Source organism: Streptomyces sp. NPDC004629 (assembly GCF_042873595.1).
Classification (GTDB): domain Bacteria; phylum Actinomycetota; class Actinomycetes; order Streptomycetales; family Streptomycetaceae; genus Streptomyces.
Genome location: NZ_JBIALO010000029.1, coordinates 26,378 through 44,036, shown reverse-complemented (window position 1 = coordinate 44,036; position 17,659 = coordinate 26,378). Strand labels below are relative to the sequence as shown.

The 17,659-nt window shown below is 69.3% G+C and carries 16 protein-coding genes; 3 read left to right on the top strand and 13 right to left on the bottom strand.

Going from position 1 to position 17,659, the window contains the following annotated elements; genetic code table 11:
- Positions 1-2 precede the first annotated feature (2 nt).
- From ACFYTE_RS33280 to ACFYTE_RS33245, 8 genes are all read right to left on the bottom strand, one after another.
- Positions 3-1,094 carry an MSMEG_0568 family radical SAM protein gene (locus ACFYTE_RS33280; RefSeq protein ID WP_388718702.1) on the bottom strand — a complete coding sequence of 364 codons (1,092 nt, stop codon included), beginning with the start codon at positions 1,092-1,094 and terminating at the stop codon, positions 3-5.
- 10 nt (positions 1,095-1,104) lie between these two features.
- Complete coding sequence (locus ACFYTE_RS33275; protein ID WP_388718700.1) at positions 1,105-1,626, bottom strand: MSMEG_0572/Sll0783 family nitrogen starvation response protein; 522 nt, start codon at positions 1,624-1,626, stop codon at positions 1,105-1,107.
- Positions 1,627-1,665: 39 nt separating this feature from the next.
- Positions 1,666-2,481, bottom strand: a complete 816-nt coding sequence (locus ACFYTE_RS33270) for an amidohydrolase family protein (RefSeq protein ID WP_388718698.1) — start codon at positions 2,479-2,481, stop codon at positions 1,666-1,668.
- A 4-nt stretch (positions 2,482-2,485) separates the two neighbouring features.
- Positions 2,486-3,802: an MSMEG_0569 family flavin-dependent oxidoreductase gene (locus tag ACFYTE_RS33265; RefSeq protein ID WP_388718696.1), complete on the bottom strand. Its 1,317-nt coding sequence runs from the start codon at positions 3,800-3,802 to the stop codon at positions 2,486-2,488.
- Positions 3,799-4,104 carry an MSMEG_0570 family nitrogen starvation response protein gene (locus tag ACFYTE_RS33260; protein WP_388718694.1) on the bottom strand — a complete coding sequence of 102 codons (306 nt, stop codon included), beginning with the start codon at positions 4,102-4,104 and terminating at the stop codon, positions 3,799-3,801. Before ACFYTE_RS33260 ends, ACFYTE_RS33265 begins: the two co-directional genes overlap by 4 nt.
- Positions 4,105-4,381: 277 nt before the next feature.
- Complete coding sequence (locus tag ACFYTE_RS33255; RefSeq protein ID WP_388718692.1) at positions 4,382-5,560, bottom strand: MFS transporter; 1,179 nt, start codon at positions 5,558-5,560, stop codon at positions 4,382-4,384.
- Between the two features lie 205 nt (positions 5,561-5,765).
- Positions 5,766-7,196 (bottom strand): APC family permease, encoded by a 1,431-nt coding sequence (locus tag ACFYTE_RS33250; protein ID WP_388718690.1) that lies wholly within the window; start codon positions 7,194-7,196, stop codon positions 5,766-5,768.
- Positions 7,193-8,353: a Zn-dependent alcohol dehydrogenase gene (locus tag ACFYTE_RS33245; RefSeq protein ID WP_388718688.1), complete on the bottom strand. Its 1,161-nt coding sequence runs from the start codon at positions 8,351-8,353 to the stop codon at positions 7,193-7,195. Before ACFYTE_RS33245 ends, ACFYTE_RS33250 begins: the two co-directional genes overlap by 4 nt.
- Positions 8,354-8,568: 215 nt before the next feature.
- Between ACFYTE_RS33245 and ACFYTE_RS33240 the strand changes: the two genes are divergently transcribed.
- Positions 8,569-9,207: a helix-turn-helix domain-containing protein gene (locus ACFYTE_RS33240; protein WP_388718686.1), complete on the top strand. Its 639-nt coding sequence runs from the start codon at positions 8,569-8,571 to the stop codon at positions 9,205-9,207.
- 312 nt (positions 9,208-9,519) lie between these two features.
- Here ACFYTE_RS33240 and ACFYTE_RS33235 read toward each other — a convergent pair whose 3' ends face one another.
- From ACFYTE_RS33235 to ACFYTE_RS33215, 5 genes are all read right to left on the bottom strand, one after another.
- Positions 9,520-10,185: a hypothetical protein gene (locus ACFYTE_RS33235; RefSeq protein ID WP_388718684.1), complete on the bottom strand. Its 666-nt coding sequence runs from the start codon at positions 10,183-10,185 to the stop codon at positions 9,520-9,522.
- 38 nt (positions 10,186-10,223) lie between these two features.
- The gene (locus tag ACFYTE_RS33230; protein ID WP_388718682.1) at positions 10,224-11,363 is read right to left on the bottom strand and encodes a ParB/RepB/Spo0J family partition protein; all 1,140 of its coding nucleotides are present in this window, start codon (positions 11,361-11,363) and stop codon (positions 10,224-10,226) included.
- Positions 11,360-12,622 (bottom strand): ParA family protein, encoded by a 1,263-nt coding sequence (locus tag ACFYTE_RS33225; protein ID WP_388718680.1) that lies wholly within the window; start codon positions 12,620-12,622, stop codon positions 11,360-11,362. Before ACFYTE_RS33225 ends, ACFYTE_RS33230 begins: the two co-directional genes overlap by 4 nt.
- 190 nt (positions 12,623-12,812) lie before the next feature.
- Positions 12,813-13,631, bottom strand: coding sequence for a hypothetical protein (locus tag ACFYTE_RS33220; RefSeq protein ID WP_388718678.1), 819 nt, complete (start codon positions 13,629-13,631; stop codon positions 12,813-12,815).
- 343 nt (positions 13,632-13,974) lie between these two features.
- A complete protein-coding gene (locus ACFYTE_RS33215) occupies positions 13,975-14,661 on the bottom strand; it encodes a TetR/AcrR family transcriptional regulator (protein WP_388718676.1) in 687 nt (228 codons plus the stop codon).
- A 111-nt stretch (positions 14,662-14,772) separates the two neighbouring features.
- Between ACFYTE_RS33215 and ACFYTE_RS33210 the strand changes: the two genes are divergently transcribed.
- On the top strand, positions 14,773-15,906 hold the full coding sequence (locus ACFYTE_RS33210; RefSeq protein WP_388718674.1) for an FAD-dependent oxidoreductase: 1,134 nt from the start codon (positions 14,773-14,775) through the stop codon (positions 15,904-15,906).
- Between the two features lie 258 nt (positions 15,907-16,164).
- Positions 16,165-17,190, top strand: coding sequence for a GNAT family N-acetyltransferase (locus ACFYTE_RS33205; protein ID WP_388718672.1), 1,026 nt, complete (start codon positions 16,165-16,167; stop codon positions 17,188-17,190).
- Positions 17,191-17,659 lie beyond the last annotated feature (469 nt).

The following is a 17,659-nucleotide window of genomic DNA, read 5'->3' as shown; positions in this document are numbered from 1 at the left end:
CCTCACCCGCCCGCCGTCGACAGCACGCCGCACGCCCCGCAGGCGGCGCACCCGGCCTTCTGGTCGGCGCCGCGCATCCCGGCCGCCCGCAGCTTGGCGGCGACGCCCTCGGTGACGTACCGCAGCAGTTGCGCGCTCGGCGCCGGGACACCGTCACGGGCGGCGAGCGTGCCCCGCATGGGCCGGAAGGGTACGACGAACGGATACACCCCGCGTTCGATCAACTCGCCCGCTCCCGCGATGAGTTCGTCGGGGTCCTCACCGAGGCCGACGAGCAGGTAGGTGGAGACGCGGTTCGGTCCGAAGACGCGCACCGCCTCGTCCCACGCCGCCGCGTACTCGGCCAGGGAGACCGTCGACTTGCCGGGCATCCAGCGGCGGCGCACCTCCTCGTCGAGGGATTCGGCATGGATGCCGATCGACGTCGCTCCGGCGTCGCGCAGGGCGCGGATCCAGGCGAGGTCGCCGGGCGGTTCGCACTGCACCTGGATCGGCAGGTCCGGTACGGCCCGCACCACCGCCCGGACGGAGCGCACGAGATGACGGGCGCCCCGGTCCGTGCCGGTGGTCGTGCCGGTGGTCATGACCATCTGCCGTACGCCGTCGAGCCGCACCGCCGCCTCGGCGACCTCCGCGAGCTGGGCCGGCGTCTTGGCGGCCACCGTGGCACCGGAGCGCAGGGACTCCTCGATGGTGCAGAACCGGCAGCGGTCGGACTCGGCGTAGCGGACGCAGGTCTGCACGACGGTGGTGGCCAGCACATCCGCGCCGTGCAGCCGGGCGATGTGCTCGTAGGGGACGCCGTCGGCCGTGGCGAGGTCGTAGAACCGGGGGCGGCGTACGGCGGTGAGGGTGAGGCCGGTGTCCTGCTCGCCGAGCCACACCCGGCCGTCGCGCACCCGGTAGGGGCTCGCCGGGTTGGTGGGCAGGGCGGCGTTGGCGCCGTCGACGAGGACATGGCCGTCATCGCTCGGGCCCGCGCCGTCCGGCCGACGCACGGGCGCGTGCAACGCCACGCCGTGCAGGGCGAGTTCAGCGCGAGTCATGATCCGCACTGCCACCGCCGTACTGCTGGTACCGGTGCCAACGCTCACGGCGGCCCCCTTACAGCTGGTAGGTCGAGTTGATGATGGCGCCCTTGCGCGTGTAGTGGATCAACGCGTCCTGGACGTCGAGGGGATGGGTGGGGATGACGCCCTCGATGAGGTCCTCCTCGCGGGCGCCGTGCAGGGAGAGACCGAAACGGCAGCAGTAGACCTTGCCGCCCTCGGCGATGAACGTCTTGAGCTGGTTGTTGATGTTGTGCTCACCAGGGAAGGCGGAGTTGCCGGTGGTCGGGAAGCCCCGGGTGGCCAGGCAGTTGAGGGAGCCGGGCCCGTAGAAGTAGAGGGCGGTCTCGAAGCCCTTGCGCAGCGCGCGGGTGGCCTGCAGGACGGCGACGAAGGACACCGAGGACTCGTGGGCGATGCCGTGGACGAGGGTGAAGTAGCTCTCACCGTTCTCGGCCCGGTAGTCGGGGAAGACCTTGGTGGAGCCGTAGATGCTGGAGCCCTCCGGCAGGGAGGGGTGCGGGATCTCGTTGAGGGACTTCTTCTCGACGTCGCTGAGCTGGGCGGTTGTCGACATGTCTGTCTCCTTGCGCGAGGCGGTGGTTGGGGGGTCCGGTCAGTCGTAGAGGGCGGCGAAGGTGTCACGGAAGACGAGGTCGGCCAGTTCGCCGCCGCCGGTCGCGGCGTTCATCCGGGCGTGCTCGCCGGTGAAGTCGCCCCACGGCTGGTCGCTGGCGAAGAGCACGCGGTCGTGGCCGATGCCGCGGTGCTCGATCTCCCGGGCCAGCCAGTACGGCAGGAAGCCGATGGCCCAGGAGAGGTCGGTGTAGACGCGTTTGCCGGCGGCGATCCAGTCGAAGAACCGGGCGCCGGCGAGCTTGATGTGGCCGCTCATCCCGCCGCCGAAGTGGACCAGATGCACGGGGACTTGGTCGGCGTACCAGTCGACGAGACGGCCGACCTCGTCGATGTCGGAGGCGGCACCGGGCGAGGTGTGGACGTGGACCACCAGCCGGTGACGGGCCGCGGTGGCGAAGATCCGGTCGAGCAGCGGACGGCAGGCCGGATCCGTGGGCCGTCCGCCGAGCAGGAAGCTCAACTTCAGTGCCCTGACGCCTGGTTCGTCGGCCAGGGACAGGGCGCGGGCGGTGCGTTCCGCGTCCTCGGGGCGCGGCGACACCCACAGTCCGGCCCGGATCCGGTCGTCCGTCTGGGCCGCCTCGATCACCAACTCGTTGAAGGAGAAGGCGACATCCGGGTCGGGTACGCCGTAGTTGGGGATGACCAGGGCGCGTTCGGTGCCCTCCGCGTCCAGGTCGGCGACCAGGTGCCTGATGGTGGCGCGGGCCGTCGTGTCCGGGCGGACGGGCGGGCCGCCGTAGAACGGGTGGGCGGGCAGGACACCGAGGTGGCGGTGCGCGTCGTGAACCATGGCGTCAGCCGATCGGGAGGGCGGAGGCAAGCGCGCCGGGCGCGCCGGTCAGGGTGCCGCACACGTCGGCCAGGCGGCGCGAGGCGTCGATGTGACCGGTCAGGAACTCGGCGTCCCGGCCCACCGCCTCGAACCGGCCCGAGCCCCAGGTGTACTGCCAGGGCAGGCCCAGGAAGTACAGGCCGGGCACGCTGCTGACACCCCGCCAGTGCATCGGATAACCGCGTCCGTCGAAGGCGGGGACCTCGATCCACCGGTGGTCACGGGCGAAGCCGGTCGCCCAGACGACGGACGTGATGCCGGCTTCGGCCAGGTCAAGGGTGCGGGGCTGCCCGTCCGGCTGCCACACCGGCCGGTAGCGGGCCTCCTCGGGCGCCTCGATGCCACCGGCCTCGATGTGCGCGTCGATCGCGTCCTTGATGCTCTCGGCCACCGCGTCGGCGTGGTCCAGGTGGGCGGCGAGGTCGTCGGCGAACTCCAGTACCGGCCCCGCGATCCCCGTCAGACGCCCGTACAGCCGCATCCCGTCCCGGGCGAAGGCCCGCAGATCGATGTCGCGGCCGCCGTCACGCCCGGTGACATAGTGGTTGACCCGCAGCCGCACCGCGTCGGCGTCGTCGAAGCCGTCGATGCTCTTGGTGTAGTGGCCCATGTCATCGAGCCAGGCCACGCAGTCCCTGCCGCGGTAGAAACGGGCGACGCGGGGCGCGCTGCCGACCGCGAGATGCACCTGCCGGCCGGCGAGATGAAGGTCCTCGGCTATCTGGCAGCCGGACTGGCCCGTGCCCACCACGAGGACGGCGCCGTCCGGGAGCCGGCCCGGGTTGCGGTAGCCGGAGGAGTGCACCTGCTCCACGGCCGCGGGCAGCCGCTCGGCCATCCGGGGCAGCTTCGGGGTGTGATAGGGGCCGGTCGCCACGACGACCTGGTCGGCGGTGAACTCCCCCACCGTGGTGGTGACATCGAAGACACCGCTCGGCGAGCGGCGCAGCCGGGTCACGGCCACCCCCTCCACCAGCGGCGGCCGGAACGCGGCGACGTACTCCTCCAGATACCGCACGATCTCGTCACGGACCATGAAACCGTCGGGGTCATCGCCGCGGTAGGGGTGACCGGGCAGCCTGCACTGCCAGTTGGGGGTCACCAGGCAGAAGGAGTCCCAGCGGCGCTCCCGCCACTCGTGCCCCACCCGGTGGGCCTCGACCACCACATGGTCGACGCCGCGGGCGCGCAGACCGTGGCTGACCGACAGACCCGCCTGACCACCGCCGATCACGGCCACCGCGTAGTGGGCCCCGGCGAGCCGGGGTACGGACGTCACCGCGGGCCCCCTTCTGCATCGAGGAGCGCCTCGACCACGACCTTGCTGTCGGCCGGAAAGGCACGGACCCGCGCCGTCTCCTCGATCTGCTCCAACTGACCGGACGCGCCGGTGCAGTGGAAACCGAACTTCTCCCGCACCCGCAAACCGGCGATGCCGAGCGCCGTCCTACTGCGCTCCAGGAAGTCGGCCAGTTCATACGTCACACCGGCCGTGAAATAGTCCTCGATCACCGTGGAGGGCGAATAACAGCGCTGGGTCGCACCGTCGGGCCAGCGCACATCGAAATACATCTCGGGCATGCCATCCTCCATGCCTGGGGCCGAGGCCGTCACACCCCGCCGCTGCGTGTGCCCACCACTTCAGCCAGCGGCGATTACGGAACCAAGTCATCCGGAATAAGCCCGAGTTACGGACTCCTCACGCTCCGCTACCGTTGATCCACACAGAGTTGCCTCAGAGGCAAAACCCAGACTTTAAGCCGCGCAGAACCCATGGAAAACACGGCACCCGCTCTTTTGTCTGGGGTGCATGACCGACGCTTGCGGGGAGGGCACCCCGTCGCCGCTTGAGTCGGGATCAGTGGGACGCCAGTCCCGTCCGGTCGTTACGGAGCGGGCCGGAGGCCAGACCCCACAATCCGACACCGACGAGCATGACGGCGCAGATGACGACGACGGCTGTGGCTCCCGTGAGATCGACGAGCGTGCCGAGCACGCTGTTCATGAACAGCAAGGCCAGGCTCTGCACCAGCACAAGCACCGCCTGGATGCGGGACAAGTGGGTTTCGGGCGCTGATGCGAGAACCAGCGGCGCGATATGCGCGGAGAAGATCCCGTTACCGACACCGATGATCAGGCCGCCGACGATTGCTCCTGTCACGCTGGCTGAGAGTCCGAGCACGAGTACACCCACACCCGCCAGGACGATCGCGCTTGCCGACAGCAGACCAGGCCGTCCCAGCGGCCCGTTCTTCACGACCACCAGGGTGATCGCCACCATGCCCACGCCCTGCGCTCCGATCACGAGCCCCGCGGCTCCCGCGCCCCACTCCTCCTGTCGTGCGAGCAGGGGAACCAGCAGGGACAGCACGGGCAGCAGGAAGCCGGCCGCTGCTCCTGTGAGCCACAGACTCGGGCGTAGCACCGCATGGGAGAAGGCCACCCGCAAGCCGTCCGCGGCTTCCTTGAGGATGGCCGTCCTCGGGGCCGAAGGCAGATCGTGCCGTGGGCGGACGACCATCAGGACAACGAGGGTGAACGCGAAGGTGACGGCATCGACCACGGCCGCACCCGCGAACCCCGCCAGCCCGACCAGCACACCGCCCAGGGGACCGCCGCCCATGTTGATCACCTGGCCACCGGCCTGCCGCAGCGACAACGCACGGGGTAGCTGCGCCTTGACCACCAGCCGACGCGGCATGGACCCCGAGGCCGGCAGATAAAAGGCATCGACGACACCGACCGCAACCCCTGTGGCAATGAGCAACAGAGGCGGGGTCCCCAAGTAGTAGGCAGCGACCGCGAGACCGAGCGAGAAGACCAGCATCGCCGCATCACCGCTGATCAGCACACGGCGCGCGCTGACCCGGTCGCTCACCGCTCCCCCGACGAGCAGGAGCAGAACCCGGGGAAGCGTGATCGCACTCAGCACCAAACCCGCGATGCTCCCGCCGTACTCGCTGGCGGCCCAGCCGAGAGCGAAGTAGAAGACCGCGTTGCCCGCGAGCGACACCAAGATGCCGACGAGCCAGAGCACATAGGACCGAGGCAGCCGGCCCTGCCCCCGCAAGTCCCGGGCTGCCGCAGAAGCCTTCGCGGTCTCCTCAGCAGCCGACACTGGGCCACCCCCGACTGGTCCACTTGACGATGGTCATCACAGGCCCCGACAGTGCCACACGGCACTGACAATCGAAGCGGCCGAGCGGACCGCGCTCCAACTCCCGTTCCAGGGGCCCCTGAGGTCACTGGGCGTCTTCGGCGTAGGTGCCCGCGTTGGTCGCGGCCTGTGGGTTTCGGAAGCGCAGTGCGGCGTATCCGGCGAGGCCCACGGCCATACAGCCCACGAACACGTACGGCAGCAGGTTCAAGGGGGAAGCGGGGACGGGGACCAGGTTGCGGTAGAAGACGTACGCCATCACCGCCGCCCCCGCGATACCGCACAACACGGTCAGCGCCGTACGCCCCGAGGAGGTCCGGCGCACGAACAGGGGTGCGCCGACGCAGACGAGGACGTAGCTGAGCATGTAGCCGAAGGTGCCGACGGTGTCGATATAGGTCGTGGCGAGCAGCGGGGCGGTTCCGGCACCGACGACCAGCACCGTGGTCACGGCGATGACGGGAGTGACGGTCCATGTGGCGGCGGCAGGTGTGCGGTGGCGGGGATGAGTGCGTGCGAAGAACCGCGGCAGTACCCCCTCCTTGCCCATGCCGAACAGCAGGCGCGCGGCCACCGTCACACAGGCCATGACGACGGCGAGGAAGGAGGCGGCGAAGCCGAGGCTCAGGAACGGGCCGAGGAAGCCCAGCCCGCTGCGGTGGGCGAGGTCGTCCATCGGGTCGGTGCTCGCGGCGAGCTTGTCGGCCCCGCCGAAGCCGGCGACCTGTGCATAGGTGGCGAAGATATAGAGCAGGCCGGCCAGGACGGCGCTGCCCATGACGGCGCGCGGGATGGCCCGGAAGGGGTCGGCGGCCTCCGCGCCGAGTGAGGCCGCGCCCTCGAATCCGACGAAGCCCAGGACGGCCAGCACGACGGCGAAGACCAGGCCGTCCGCGGTGGCGCCGTTCAGCGTGAGCTGGTCGGTGTCGATGATGTTGCCGCTGCGCGCGAAGACGGCGATGAGCACGACGACGATCAGTACGATCGACAGCACTTCCAGTGCGGACGACACCCGGGCGGCGATGCGCACGCCCGCGATGGTCAGCCATGCCGCGAGCGCGGCCAGCGCCAGATCGAGGACGACCTGTCCGGGGATGCCGTCGAACGCGGTGACGTGCGCGGAGTGCAGCACCCGGCCGAGGTAGTAGCCGGCACCGGCCAGGGATCCGGCCGCGATCGCCACCGCACCGATCAACAGCGCCCAGCCGGTGACGAACGCGCCACCCGGACCGAGCGACAGCCGGGTGAACGCGTACAGCGAACTCGCTCCGGCCCGGCGCCGGGCGAACACGCACACGCAGTAGGCGATGGCGAGGACACCGATCATGGCGATGGCGAAGGAGAACCATGCCCCGCTGCCTGCGGATGCCGCCATGGACGCCGGTGCGAAGGCGATGACCGCGCTCGGCGCGACGTTCGCGACGCTCTGCGCCCCGACCTCGAAGCTGCTGACGCTGCGGCCGGCCAGGGACTGTTCCCGTTCTTTGGACGGGGTGGTGTTGGTCGTGGAAGTCACCTCGGATGCCCGCCTCTCGTGATCAGCAGGGTGCGCAGGGTGCGCCCGGCAGCAAGGTCGTCAAGTGCGTCCTGGGCCTCCTCAAGAGGGCGGCGGCCGGAGATCATCGCGTCGAGATCCAGCTGCCCGTCCAGGTAGAGGTCGACCAGCTCCGGAATGTCGCGCTGGGGGTCGACGGAGCCGTAGTTGGAGCCGAGGATGCGCTGATTGGCCTCGGCGAGCACCAGTGGATCGAAGGTGGCCTTCGTTCCGGTCGGCGGCAGCCCCACGATCACCGCGGCGCCGCCCTGACCCAGCGCGGCGATGGCCTGCTCGGTCGTGACGATCTTGCCGATCGCGTCGAAGACGTAGTCCAGGCCCCCGGGGACGGCCTCACGCAAGGCCGTCACGGCGTCCCGCTCGGAGGAGTCGATGGTGTCGCTCGCGCCGAGACGGCGGGCGGTCTCCAGCTTCTTGGCGTCGATGTCCACGGCGACGATGCGGGAAGCTCCCGCCAGCCGGGCACCCTGGACGCACGACAGGCCGACCCCACCGCAGCCGATCACCGCCACCGTGGCGCCCCGTTCCACCTGCGCCGTGTTGCGGACGGCACCGACACCGGTGGCCACCGCGCAGCCGATGATCGCCACCACGTCGAGCGGGGCGTCCTTGCGGACGCGGATCGCGCCCGAGGCGGGAACCACGGTGCGTTGAGCGTACGAGGAGACACCCAGGTAGTGATGAACGGTCTGCCCGTGGCGGCTGAAGCGACTGGTCCCGTCGAACAGCACACCGTGCGGAGCGACAACCTCAGCCACCAGTTCGCACTGCCAGGGACGGTCGAGACGACACTGCCGGCACTTCCCACACCCCGGGACCCAGGAAAGGACGACGTGGTCCCCGACCGTCAGTCCGGTCACCCCCTCCCCCAGCGCACTGACGACACCGGATCCCTCGTGCCCCAGGACGACGGGCAGCGGCACCTCCCACTCGCCGCGTGTCACATGGAGGTCGGAGTGGCACACTCCGGCCGCGGCGAGGGTGACCTCGACCTCGCCCGGCCCGGGCGCAGCGAGGCCCACGTCGGTGATCTCGACGGGCACACCGGGTGTGCTGAAGACTGCGGCACGCACGGTGTGCCCGGGGTCGGGATCGTGCGGATGCAGGGGACTGTTCACGATGTTCTCCGGGATCGAGGCAGAGAGGCGGTGCGCGATGGCCGACGGCACAGGCCGGCAGGGCGCGTGACACCGCGGCGAGGTTTAGTGGGGTTAAACCTCGGTTTCCCCATCGGTTTTACACGACTAAACTTCCGGTGGGAAGACCCCGCCCGTCGGTCGAACCGACCGCGTGACGTTCCCGTGGCCGACCCCGAAGGAGACGAGACGTCCAGATGACAGTCCCTGAGCAGGCTGCCGAACCCATCCCGGAACCCGCGGCACCGGCGCCCGACACCGACGCCCGGATGTCACGGCTGGGCCCCAAGCTGCGGGCCGCCCGGCAGAGGAAGCGGCTGACCCTGGAGGACGTCGCCACTCGTGCGGGCGTGACGAAGGGATTCCTCAGCCTCGTCGAGCGCGGACGCACGGCCATCTCGGTGCCGAACCTGCTTGAGGTCTGTACGGCGCTGGGCATCTCCGTGGGATCCCTGTTCGACTACCCCGACGCTGCGGTGGTGCGGAAGGGCGAGGGCGCACCGCTGGAAATGGGCGGCACGGGCATCCACGAGTTCCTGCTCACTCCGGCCAGCGAACGCTTCGTCCAGGTGATGCGGACCGTCCTGGACCCCGGAGGCGGATCGGGCGGCGCCTACCGTCTGGACTCCGAGACCATCTTCGTCGTCGTCGTACGCGGCTCACTGCGCCTGGTGGTGGACGGCCAGGAAATGCTGCTGCGAACGGGAGACAGCCAGACCTTCCCGGCCCGTTCGGCTCATGCGTGGGACAACCCCGGGGCCGAGGAGAGCGAGGTCCTGTGGTCCATCGCACCCCCGCTCCCCCAGGACGGACTCCGGCTACCAGAACGCGATTAGGAAGCTGGCCAAGCGTCTCGTCGCGGCGGCGGCGTTCGGGGACAGCGCCCAGATCAACGCTCCCCATGGCGCCGACCACGGTCTCCGCGAAGACCATGGCACGGGCCGTTCTCCGCTCGAATGGGCGATGACCGGTCCCTACCCCGACACCATCGCCGCGCTTCTCGCGGCAGGCGCCCAACCACATGGCGGGTACGCCCGCCCATAGTCGAAGAACAGTCGCTTCAGTCGCTTCGGTCGCTGGAAGGCACGGCATCCGGGAGTCGGCGAGCCGGGCCCACGGGGGAACGAGACATGGCTGCCTGACCTCGGTCAGGAGTCCTGTACGAGCAACCGTCCCTGCTTGGCGTCCGGCGAGACGAACGCGAACGCTGTAGGCGCAGCGCCGAGATTGAGATGGAACGGCTGGAAGTCCGGGTTCAGCTGCAACGCCAGCTTCCAGGGGCCCCCACGAGGCCAGTCATCACCTTGGAAGAACGCGGGCGTTCCGCCGATCTTGTCGCCGCTGATCTGCTCCCAGTATTGATCGTGATCGTCGGGCGGCTGTCTCCCGCGGTCGTGCTGAGGGCGGAAGTCGGGGTCCTTGTCCGGCTGGAGCCGGACGGTGTACTCGGCGTCGGACCCATCCTCGATGTGGTACAGACCGGGCCCGGTGGCCATCGGGAGCGTTGAACCGCCGTAGACACCACCCGGCTGCACGATGACCGCGTTCGCGCCCTCGTCGGGAAAGATGATGTCGGGATCGAAGAACGTCTCGTCTCCGTGCTCGGCGTGAGTCACGAAGACGTACGCCAGCTTGCCTCGCCCTGCGTCACCGAGCACCGCCCCCAGCTCGATTTGGCAGATGAACCGCATCGGCTCATCCCATGCGTCGTTGACCGGCCACTGCGGCTCGGAAAGCCACACCGGCTGGCCTCCGAACTTGGTGACCGGGGTGGTGATCGGCACGCTGGCGGGCACGAACGCCTCGATCCTCAACGTCGGAACCATGAGCACTCTCCTCCCCCAACTCGCGCCTATTCGCGCGAGTTGTCACCCCACTCCCCCGCCGCGGCCTCAGCGTCCCTTTTCCGTTGGTGTTCGTTGAGGATGTGCAGCATCTTGTCGAACTCGGTGTCCCCCATCCTCTTGATGAGATGCATGGCGATGAAGGTGCCGTCGTCGTAGGGCAGTTTGGGCGGGCTACCCGCGGGGCGCCGTGCGGAGGTGGGCTGGGCGTCACCGCGCGGCTCGGGAACCATGTCCGTCCGGGGAGCCGCTTCCTGCTGGGGACGCGGTGCGGCATCAACCGGCGCGGCATCGACTGGTGCGGCATCGACCGGCGCTGCTGAAGACTCCTGGGTGATTACGACGTAATCACCCGGCTGGCTCCACGGCTCGGGCTCGGCGGGAGCCGACGGCGCCGCCGACGCAGTGACGGCCTGGACCTTGGGAGCCGCCTTCTCCGCCTCCTTACGCGCCCGTTCGGCCTTGAGCTCCTCCAGCGCCGCGGCCTGCTCCTCGTGCGGCCGGTTCCCGACCGCACGCAGCAGCTCAATGGGTTCCTCGCGGATGCGCGCCTGAAGCTCGGGGGTGAGATTAAGCAGGGACAGCCGCTGCGACACCCACCCCTGCGAGCGATGCAGCCGCTTGGCCAGCGCGCGCTGACTGCCGTGGATGGCCAGCAGTCGTTGCAGGGCACGGGCCTCGTCCAGCTCTTCGAGGTCCTGCCGATGGATATTGGCGACGAGGGCGGATTCGAGAAGTTCCTCGGAGGTGGCGCCCTGCTCATCGCTGACCATCACCTTGACCGCGGCAAGTCCGGCCTCACGGGCGGCGGCGAGCCGGCTGCTGCCGTCGATGACGACATACGCGGCGTCCGGCTCGATGTCGGCTTGCCGGTCCGGGTTGGCCTTCACATAGGCATCACGGTTCATGATCGTGATGGCCTGCTTCTGGCCATGGGTCTTCAGGCTGCCCGCGAGGTCGGTGAGATCTCCGAGCGCGGAACGCGGGTTGTCCGGGTTGAGGCTGATGCGGTTCGGGGGCAGTTCCGTCGGCGGGGCGACGCCTTCGGTGGGGACACCGGTGGCCGCGGCCACGGCCTGGCGGCGCGCGCTGACGGAGCGCACTCCCCCGCCGAATCGCCCTGCACCCAGTTGGTCGGCCTTGCTCACAGCACCTCCCTGGCCAGGGCGCGCATACCGATCGACTGCTGCGACTTGGGAGCGTACGACAGCAGGGGCTGTTTCACCCGGACGGCTTCCTTCTGTTCCTTGAGGTCGCCGATGAGCCCGACGACCCGGGGATCCTTTATGTCCACCCACCCCTGAAGGGACGAGGTCGCGATGTAACCGCGGCGGGAGTCATAGAGGTTGACGACGATGCCGAGATAGTCGATGTCGACCTGGAGGTCGCCACGCAGGTCGTCGATCTGTGTGGTGAGCAGGTCGTAGGCGTCCGCGGAGCTGTCCTCGGCCTGGACGACGATCAGCGCACCCGAGTTGCCGGGGCGTTCGCCCTCGCGCCGGCGACCGTAGTAGGCAGCCGCGTCCATGCTGAGGCCGAGGCTGGGCGGGCAGTCGACGATGATTACGTCGTAATCAGCTTCGAGGGGCGCGAGGGCCCGCTCAAGTCCGGCTTCACGCGCACGCACCGCCGAGAGGCGTACGTCGAGAAGAAAGGCGTCGTGACAGGCCGGGAGAAGGTGGAGCCTGCCGTTGAACGTCTCCTCGTCGATCGGGACGATGAGGTCCCGAATATCGCCCTTGGAGTCGCCGGCCATGTGATTGGTGAGGCTGTCGCCATCCATGGGCAGGGGAGTGGCGCCCAGTTGGTTGGTGAGGTGGCACTGCGGGTCGAAGTCCACGAGGAGCACACGCTGGCCGGGGCCCGGCAGGTTCTCGATGTCGAGCGGATTCTCGTCCGGCGCCGAGTCGTCGGCGTGTGTGTCGCTCTGCCGCAGCGCCTGGGTCAGGGCCTTGGCGACTCGTACGGGGTGGAGTGAATTGGGGTCCTCGGCGAGCGCTTCCCCGAGGCCGGCGGTGATGGCCGTCTTGCCGACCCCGCCCTTTTGGTTGCACACGACGATGCGGCGCGTGATCTCGGGGCGGGAGACGTCGGGCGCAGGGTTGGTGTCGAGCCACAGCTGTACGGACTGGGCGAGCCCCTGGATCAGGGACACCCGTCGGTCGGTGGCGATCTGCCGCAAGTCCTCCCACTGTCCCGGAGGCAGGAAGGTGGAGAAGGAGTCAGCGCCGGAGGTGTCGACGGCCGTGGTGGCGGAGGCCAGATTGCACCAATCCCTGATGCCCTGCTCGACCGCAGCCTGGATCTCGACGCCGTGCTGGGCGGCTCTGATCTTCAGATTCTGACGGAGCCAGCCGGGCAGCTTGCTGACGACCTTTTCCCGGTCGCTGGTTGCTGGTGAGCTCATGTTAGACACCATACTAACGTCGATGATCCTTAGAAGGGCCGACGCGTTAGTTATGGATAGTCCATGGCCGACGAGTCGCTCCACCAAGGTAACGACGGAGCGATTACGACGTAATCACCTCGCCGTTACTCCGTCCGCGTGTCGCGGGCCTGCCCCATGGCTGCGTCGGCCACCGGCGGCTGACCGGCCATCACATCTCCTCCGCCACACAGGCCACCGCGGCGGCAAGCGCGAGGCGTGCCTCCTCAGTCGTCGCGACCGGCAGGGTGGTGCGCTGCTCCCGTCTGCTCAACGCGCGGACCGCGGCACCCAGATAGCGGCTGAGGCTCATCATCTGGGTCGCGGTGGTGCAACTGGGCAGCACCTCGGCCATCTCATCGAGCCAGTACTCGGCATCGTCATCCAGGACCAGCCCCGCACGCTGCGCCAGTAGCCGCTGCGCCACCGGAACCAGCAGGTGATGGCGCCGCCTGACCGCCTCCTGGGCTCGTTGCTCGGCCTGCCTCTGACGGGCGATCCGGTTCTCGGCCGCGATGACGGCCTCGGGTGTGCGACGCAGCGGCTCGGCGTCGCGCGGCGCCTCGTCGGCGAGGGCCGCCGCCCGCAGCCGCTTGGCCTTGTTGTAGGCGGCACTCGGCGCCTTCACGGCGAGCACCGGAGCCAGCTCCGCCCACTCGGCACCGGTGCCGCGCGCATCCGCCACGGCTCGGGCCTGATGAACCTCGGCGCGCTCGCGCAGATACTCCCAGAGCACAACGCGCTTCAGGGCAGCCGCCTTCTGCCGCTCGGCCGACAGCCTGCCCAGCGCCCCGGCGTGCTTCTCGGCGTACAGCAGGGCGCCGTAGACCTCGTCGTCCGCCGGCATACGCTCAACGCTGGGATCCTCCGCGTCCTCATGCAGCTGACGCAACTCCCCGACGACGCCCACCGCGTCCAACGCACCAATCCGCAGTGGCTGCTTGACCAGCGGCGTTGTGGGGGAGAGGGACTTACGCACACGACGAGCCATGCGAACCAGTGTGCCCAGAAAATCAAGATTCACATTCTGTGAATCGCCCAATCCCGAACGCCTCTATGTCCACAGCGGCGCTGTGCCAGGCACCTCTGACAACGCATGGTCGACGGCCTGTGGAAGCTGACCACGTTCCTGACCAGACTGCCCCGCCGGGTGATTACGCCGTAATCACCCGGCAGCGGGTCCCGACCCGGAACTACGACGGGACGCACGTCTCGGTCCGACATTGGTGATCGATATGACGGAGCCGCTCTCCCCGGCCGCGCCGCGGGGGTTCCGAGCGGCCCGGTTCTTCGACATCGGCCCTGCTGACCGCCGCTGTCATGACCGAGTACACCTAGCGCAGGGTTGAGATACCGGTGAGGAAGATGTCGACCCCGAAGAGGAACTGCTCGCGGTCGTCGTGCTCGCCCAGCTGAGTCGCCGCCGCGTGCACGAACGGGTACCGGCCGGGGTCGATCTGCGCCCATTGCGTGGCGGCGTTCTCCAGGAAGGTCTCTCGGTCCGTGTCGCTGCCTGTGCGGAGCCGTGCGTTCGCGGCGTTCCGCGCGGCGACGCCCAGGACATAGTTCACGAGCGTGCCGGCCGCGTCGAAGCGCGCGTTGTCCGGAACGTCGAGGGCGTCCAGCAGGCGGCCGATGCTCTCGTAGAAGTCCAGCAGCGCGGGCCGCCACGGCTGGCGGGAGAATTCTGCCCCGACCCAGGGGTGGGCATCGATCGCATCGAACAGGCCGAGGGCGAGGCGGCGCAGAGCGGTGCGCGCGTCCGCATCGGCGACCGCGCCGGACAGCACGCCGGTAATGACGTCGTCAGCAGCCGCCGCGAGCAGATCGCTCTTGTCAGCGACGTGGTGGTAGATCGCCCCGTAGCCGGTGCTCAGGCGCACGGTGAGCGCGCGCAGCGTCAGCGCCTGCTCGCCACCGCTGTCCAGCATCTCGATCGCGGTCTGGATGATCAGCTCCCTCGACAGGCTGTCCGTCCGCCGCGGGGCCCGCGCAGATCCCTTCGCTGTTCTCTTCGCCATGACCTCAGCATCGCACGAATGGAGCGCCACTCCAAACTCGTGTTAGCGTGATTGGAGTGGCAATCCAAAGGGGGCGTCACGGCAACCCCACAAGGGGCTAGGGAGGAAACCATGACGACACCTGTCACGATCATCGGAGCAGGTCTGGGCGGCCTGACGCTGGCCCGTGTGCTGCACGTGCACGGCATCCCGGCCACGGTCTACGAGGCGGAGCCCGCGCCGAACGCCCGCCGCCAGGGCGGACTGCTCGACCTCCACCCCCACAGCGGGCAGGCCGCACTGGAAGCGGCCGGCCTGATCGAGGAGTTCCACAAGCTGATCCTGCCGGGCCGCGAGGCGTACCGGGTCATGGACCAGGCGGGGAACGTGCTGCTCGACCTGCCTGACGACGGAACCGGCCAACGCCCGGAGGTACCGCGCGGCGCACTGCGGCAGATGCTGCTCGACTCCCTGCCCGCCGGAACCGTCCACTGGGGCCGCAAGGTCACCGCCGTGCAGGCCCTCGGCGACGGCCGCCACCAGGTGAGCTTCGCCGACAACACCACCGTGGTCGCGGACCTGCTCATCGGCGCCGACGGCGCCTGGTCACGCGTACGACCGGTGCTCTCGCAAGCCACTCCGGAGTACTTCGGCGTCTGCAGCGTGGAGACGTTCCTCTTCGACGCCGAAACCCTCCACCCCGCCTCCGCGAAGGCGGTCGGAGCCGGCTCGCTGTTCGCGCTCGCACCGGGCAGGGGACTGCTGGCCCACCGTGAAGGCGGCGGAACCCTGCATACCTACGCGCAGCTGAAGAAGCCCCAGGACTGGTTCACCGACTTCGACGCCACCGATGCCGCAGCCCTCACGGCACGGGTGGCGAAGGAGTTCGACGGGTGGGCTCCCGCACTCACCGCCCTGATCACCGACAGCAACACCCCGCCGGCCCTGCGCCCCATCTTCACACTGCCGGCCGGACACCGCTGGGACCGCGTACCGGGAGTGACCCTGCTCGGCGATGCCGCCCACCTCCGGGCACCGAACGGCGAAGGCGCCAACCTAGCCATGCTGGACGGCGCCGAACTCGGCCGGGCCCTCGCCGCGCACCCCGGCGATGCGGAGACCGCCCTCTGCGCGCACGAACAAGCCATGTTCGCCCGCGCCGCCGCCGTGGAAGCAGACGACGACGGCTTCTACACGACCATGATCGACGACCATGCGCCCCACAGCCTGCTCGCCCTGATGACCGACGCCGAACAGGACGCGTGATTCTCACCTCCGCGCGCAGCAACAGGCGGCCCGACACAGTGCGTCCCGGGCCGGGGGCGTCTACTCAGTCCTCGTGGCCGTCGTCGTCCAACTCCGGCGCGGCCGGGTCGCGCAGCGGACGCAGGGCACCGGCCGCCGGAACGCTGGCGGTAAAGCTCTACCGGCCAAGGCGGACGAACGCGAGGTGCTCCAGGCCATGCACGGGATCGAAACCACTTGGGCTGAGGGGAGTTGCGCGTGGCTTGGTTACATGGACCTGTGCTGCGTACTCAGAGGCTGGTGCTGGAGCCGATCCGTCGTGCGGACAGTGACGATCTGTTTGATGCCGTGGTCAGTCAGGACAGCGTGATGCGCTGGCTGGCGACCGGCCGGGCGGACAGCCGCTCTGCGGCCGAGGCCATGTGCGACGCTCACGTCGCACACTGGGCCAGGCATGGCTACGGCGACTTCGCGGTCAGGGACGCAACAACCCATGCCTTCCTCGGCCGCGTGGGACTGCGCAACCGCGCCCGGTACGGAGTCGACCTCGGCTTCGCCCTGCATCCACGGGCGCAGGGCCGCGGCATCGCAGGGGAGGCAGGCCGTGCCTGCTTGGAGTTGGCGTTCCATGGACTCGCGCTCCCGGTCATCTTCGCGTTCGTCCTGCCCGGCAATACGGCCTCGATCGCGTTGCTGCGCCGCCTGGGTGCTCAGCCGACCGGGACCGTCCAGTCCAGCGGTCTGCACTGTCTGCGTTTCCGGTTCGACCCCGCCGCCGACCCGGCCGCGACGAGCCATGCGCTCAACGACCGCGATGACAGTGATGCAACCCTCCGACTGCACCATGCGCCCGGCCTCGGTGACCTGGAAGACACCACCGCTCTTCCAGACGGTCTGGTCCGCGCCGACAACGAGCACACGCTCACAGCGACGTACGGCGGCAACCTGGTGGCCGCTCTGGGGTGGCTGCTGCGGGAGATGGCGTTCGACGGGGCGCCGCGCCGTGTCGCCGGGCTCAGCAGCGTACTCGTACACCCGGCTCATCGGGACGGGGGCATCGCCAGGACCATGATCAGCGTCGCGGTCGAGCACGCGCGGGTGGCCGGGGCCGAAACGGTGATGCTGCTCTGCCGCCCCGAACTGGTCCCGCTCTACACACAGCTCGGATGGCGCCAGCTGGCGGCGCCGGTCACCTTCCGGCAGCCAACCGGCACCCGACTCTGCTCGCTGACCACCATGACGTACGACCTGACCGAACTGCCTCAGCCCACCACCGGCGTGGACCTTCAGGGCCTGCCCTTCTGACACAGTGGCAGGTTCCGTGGGCTCAGGCACACACGCTCCAACGAACCACGCCGGGAGTGGTTACGGCCACAGAAGCCAGCGGAGGGGAGGCCCGGGGGAGCGGGAGCACGTTCGCCTGCTTCCCGGGGGCGGGACGGTCCGCTCCAACCAAGCCAAGGAAAAAGACGCCTGCAGGCGCGGGCGGCATCCGGGGTGCGGTCCGACAGGGCGACCGCGGGCTTGGAGAGGGGCCGGGGTGAGGAGAGTTCGTAGGGGCCTGCCGGGGGAGAAGGCGGGGGCTTGTTCCGTGCTCGGTCGCTTCGGTCGCTTGAGTCGCTGAGTCGCTGAGTCGCTGCCCTCCAGGAGGCCCGAAAAGGCACAGCGACTGAAGCTCAGCGACTCAGCGACTGTTCAGTCGCTGCCCTTGAGGAGGGTAAAAGCCCAGGTCAGGGCGTTGCCGTTGCAGAGACAGCGACTGAAGCGACTCAAG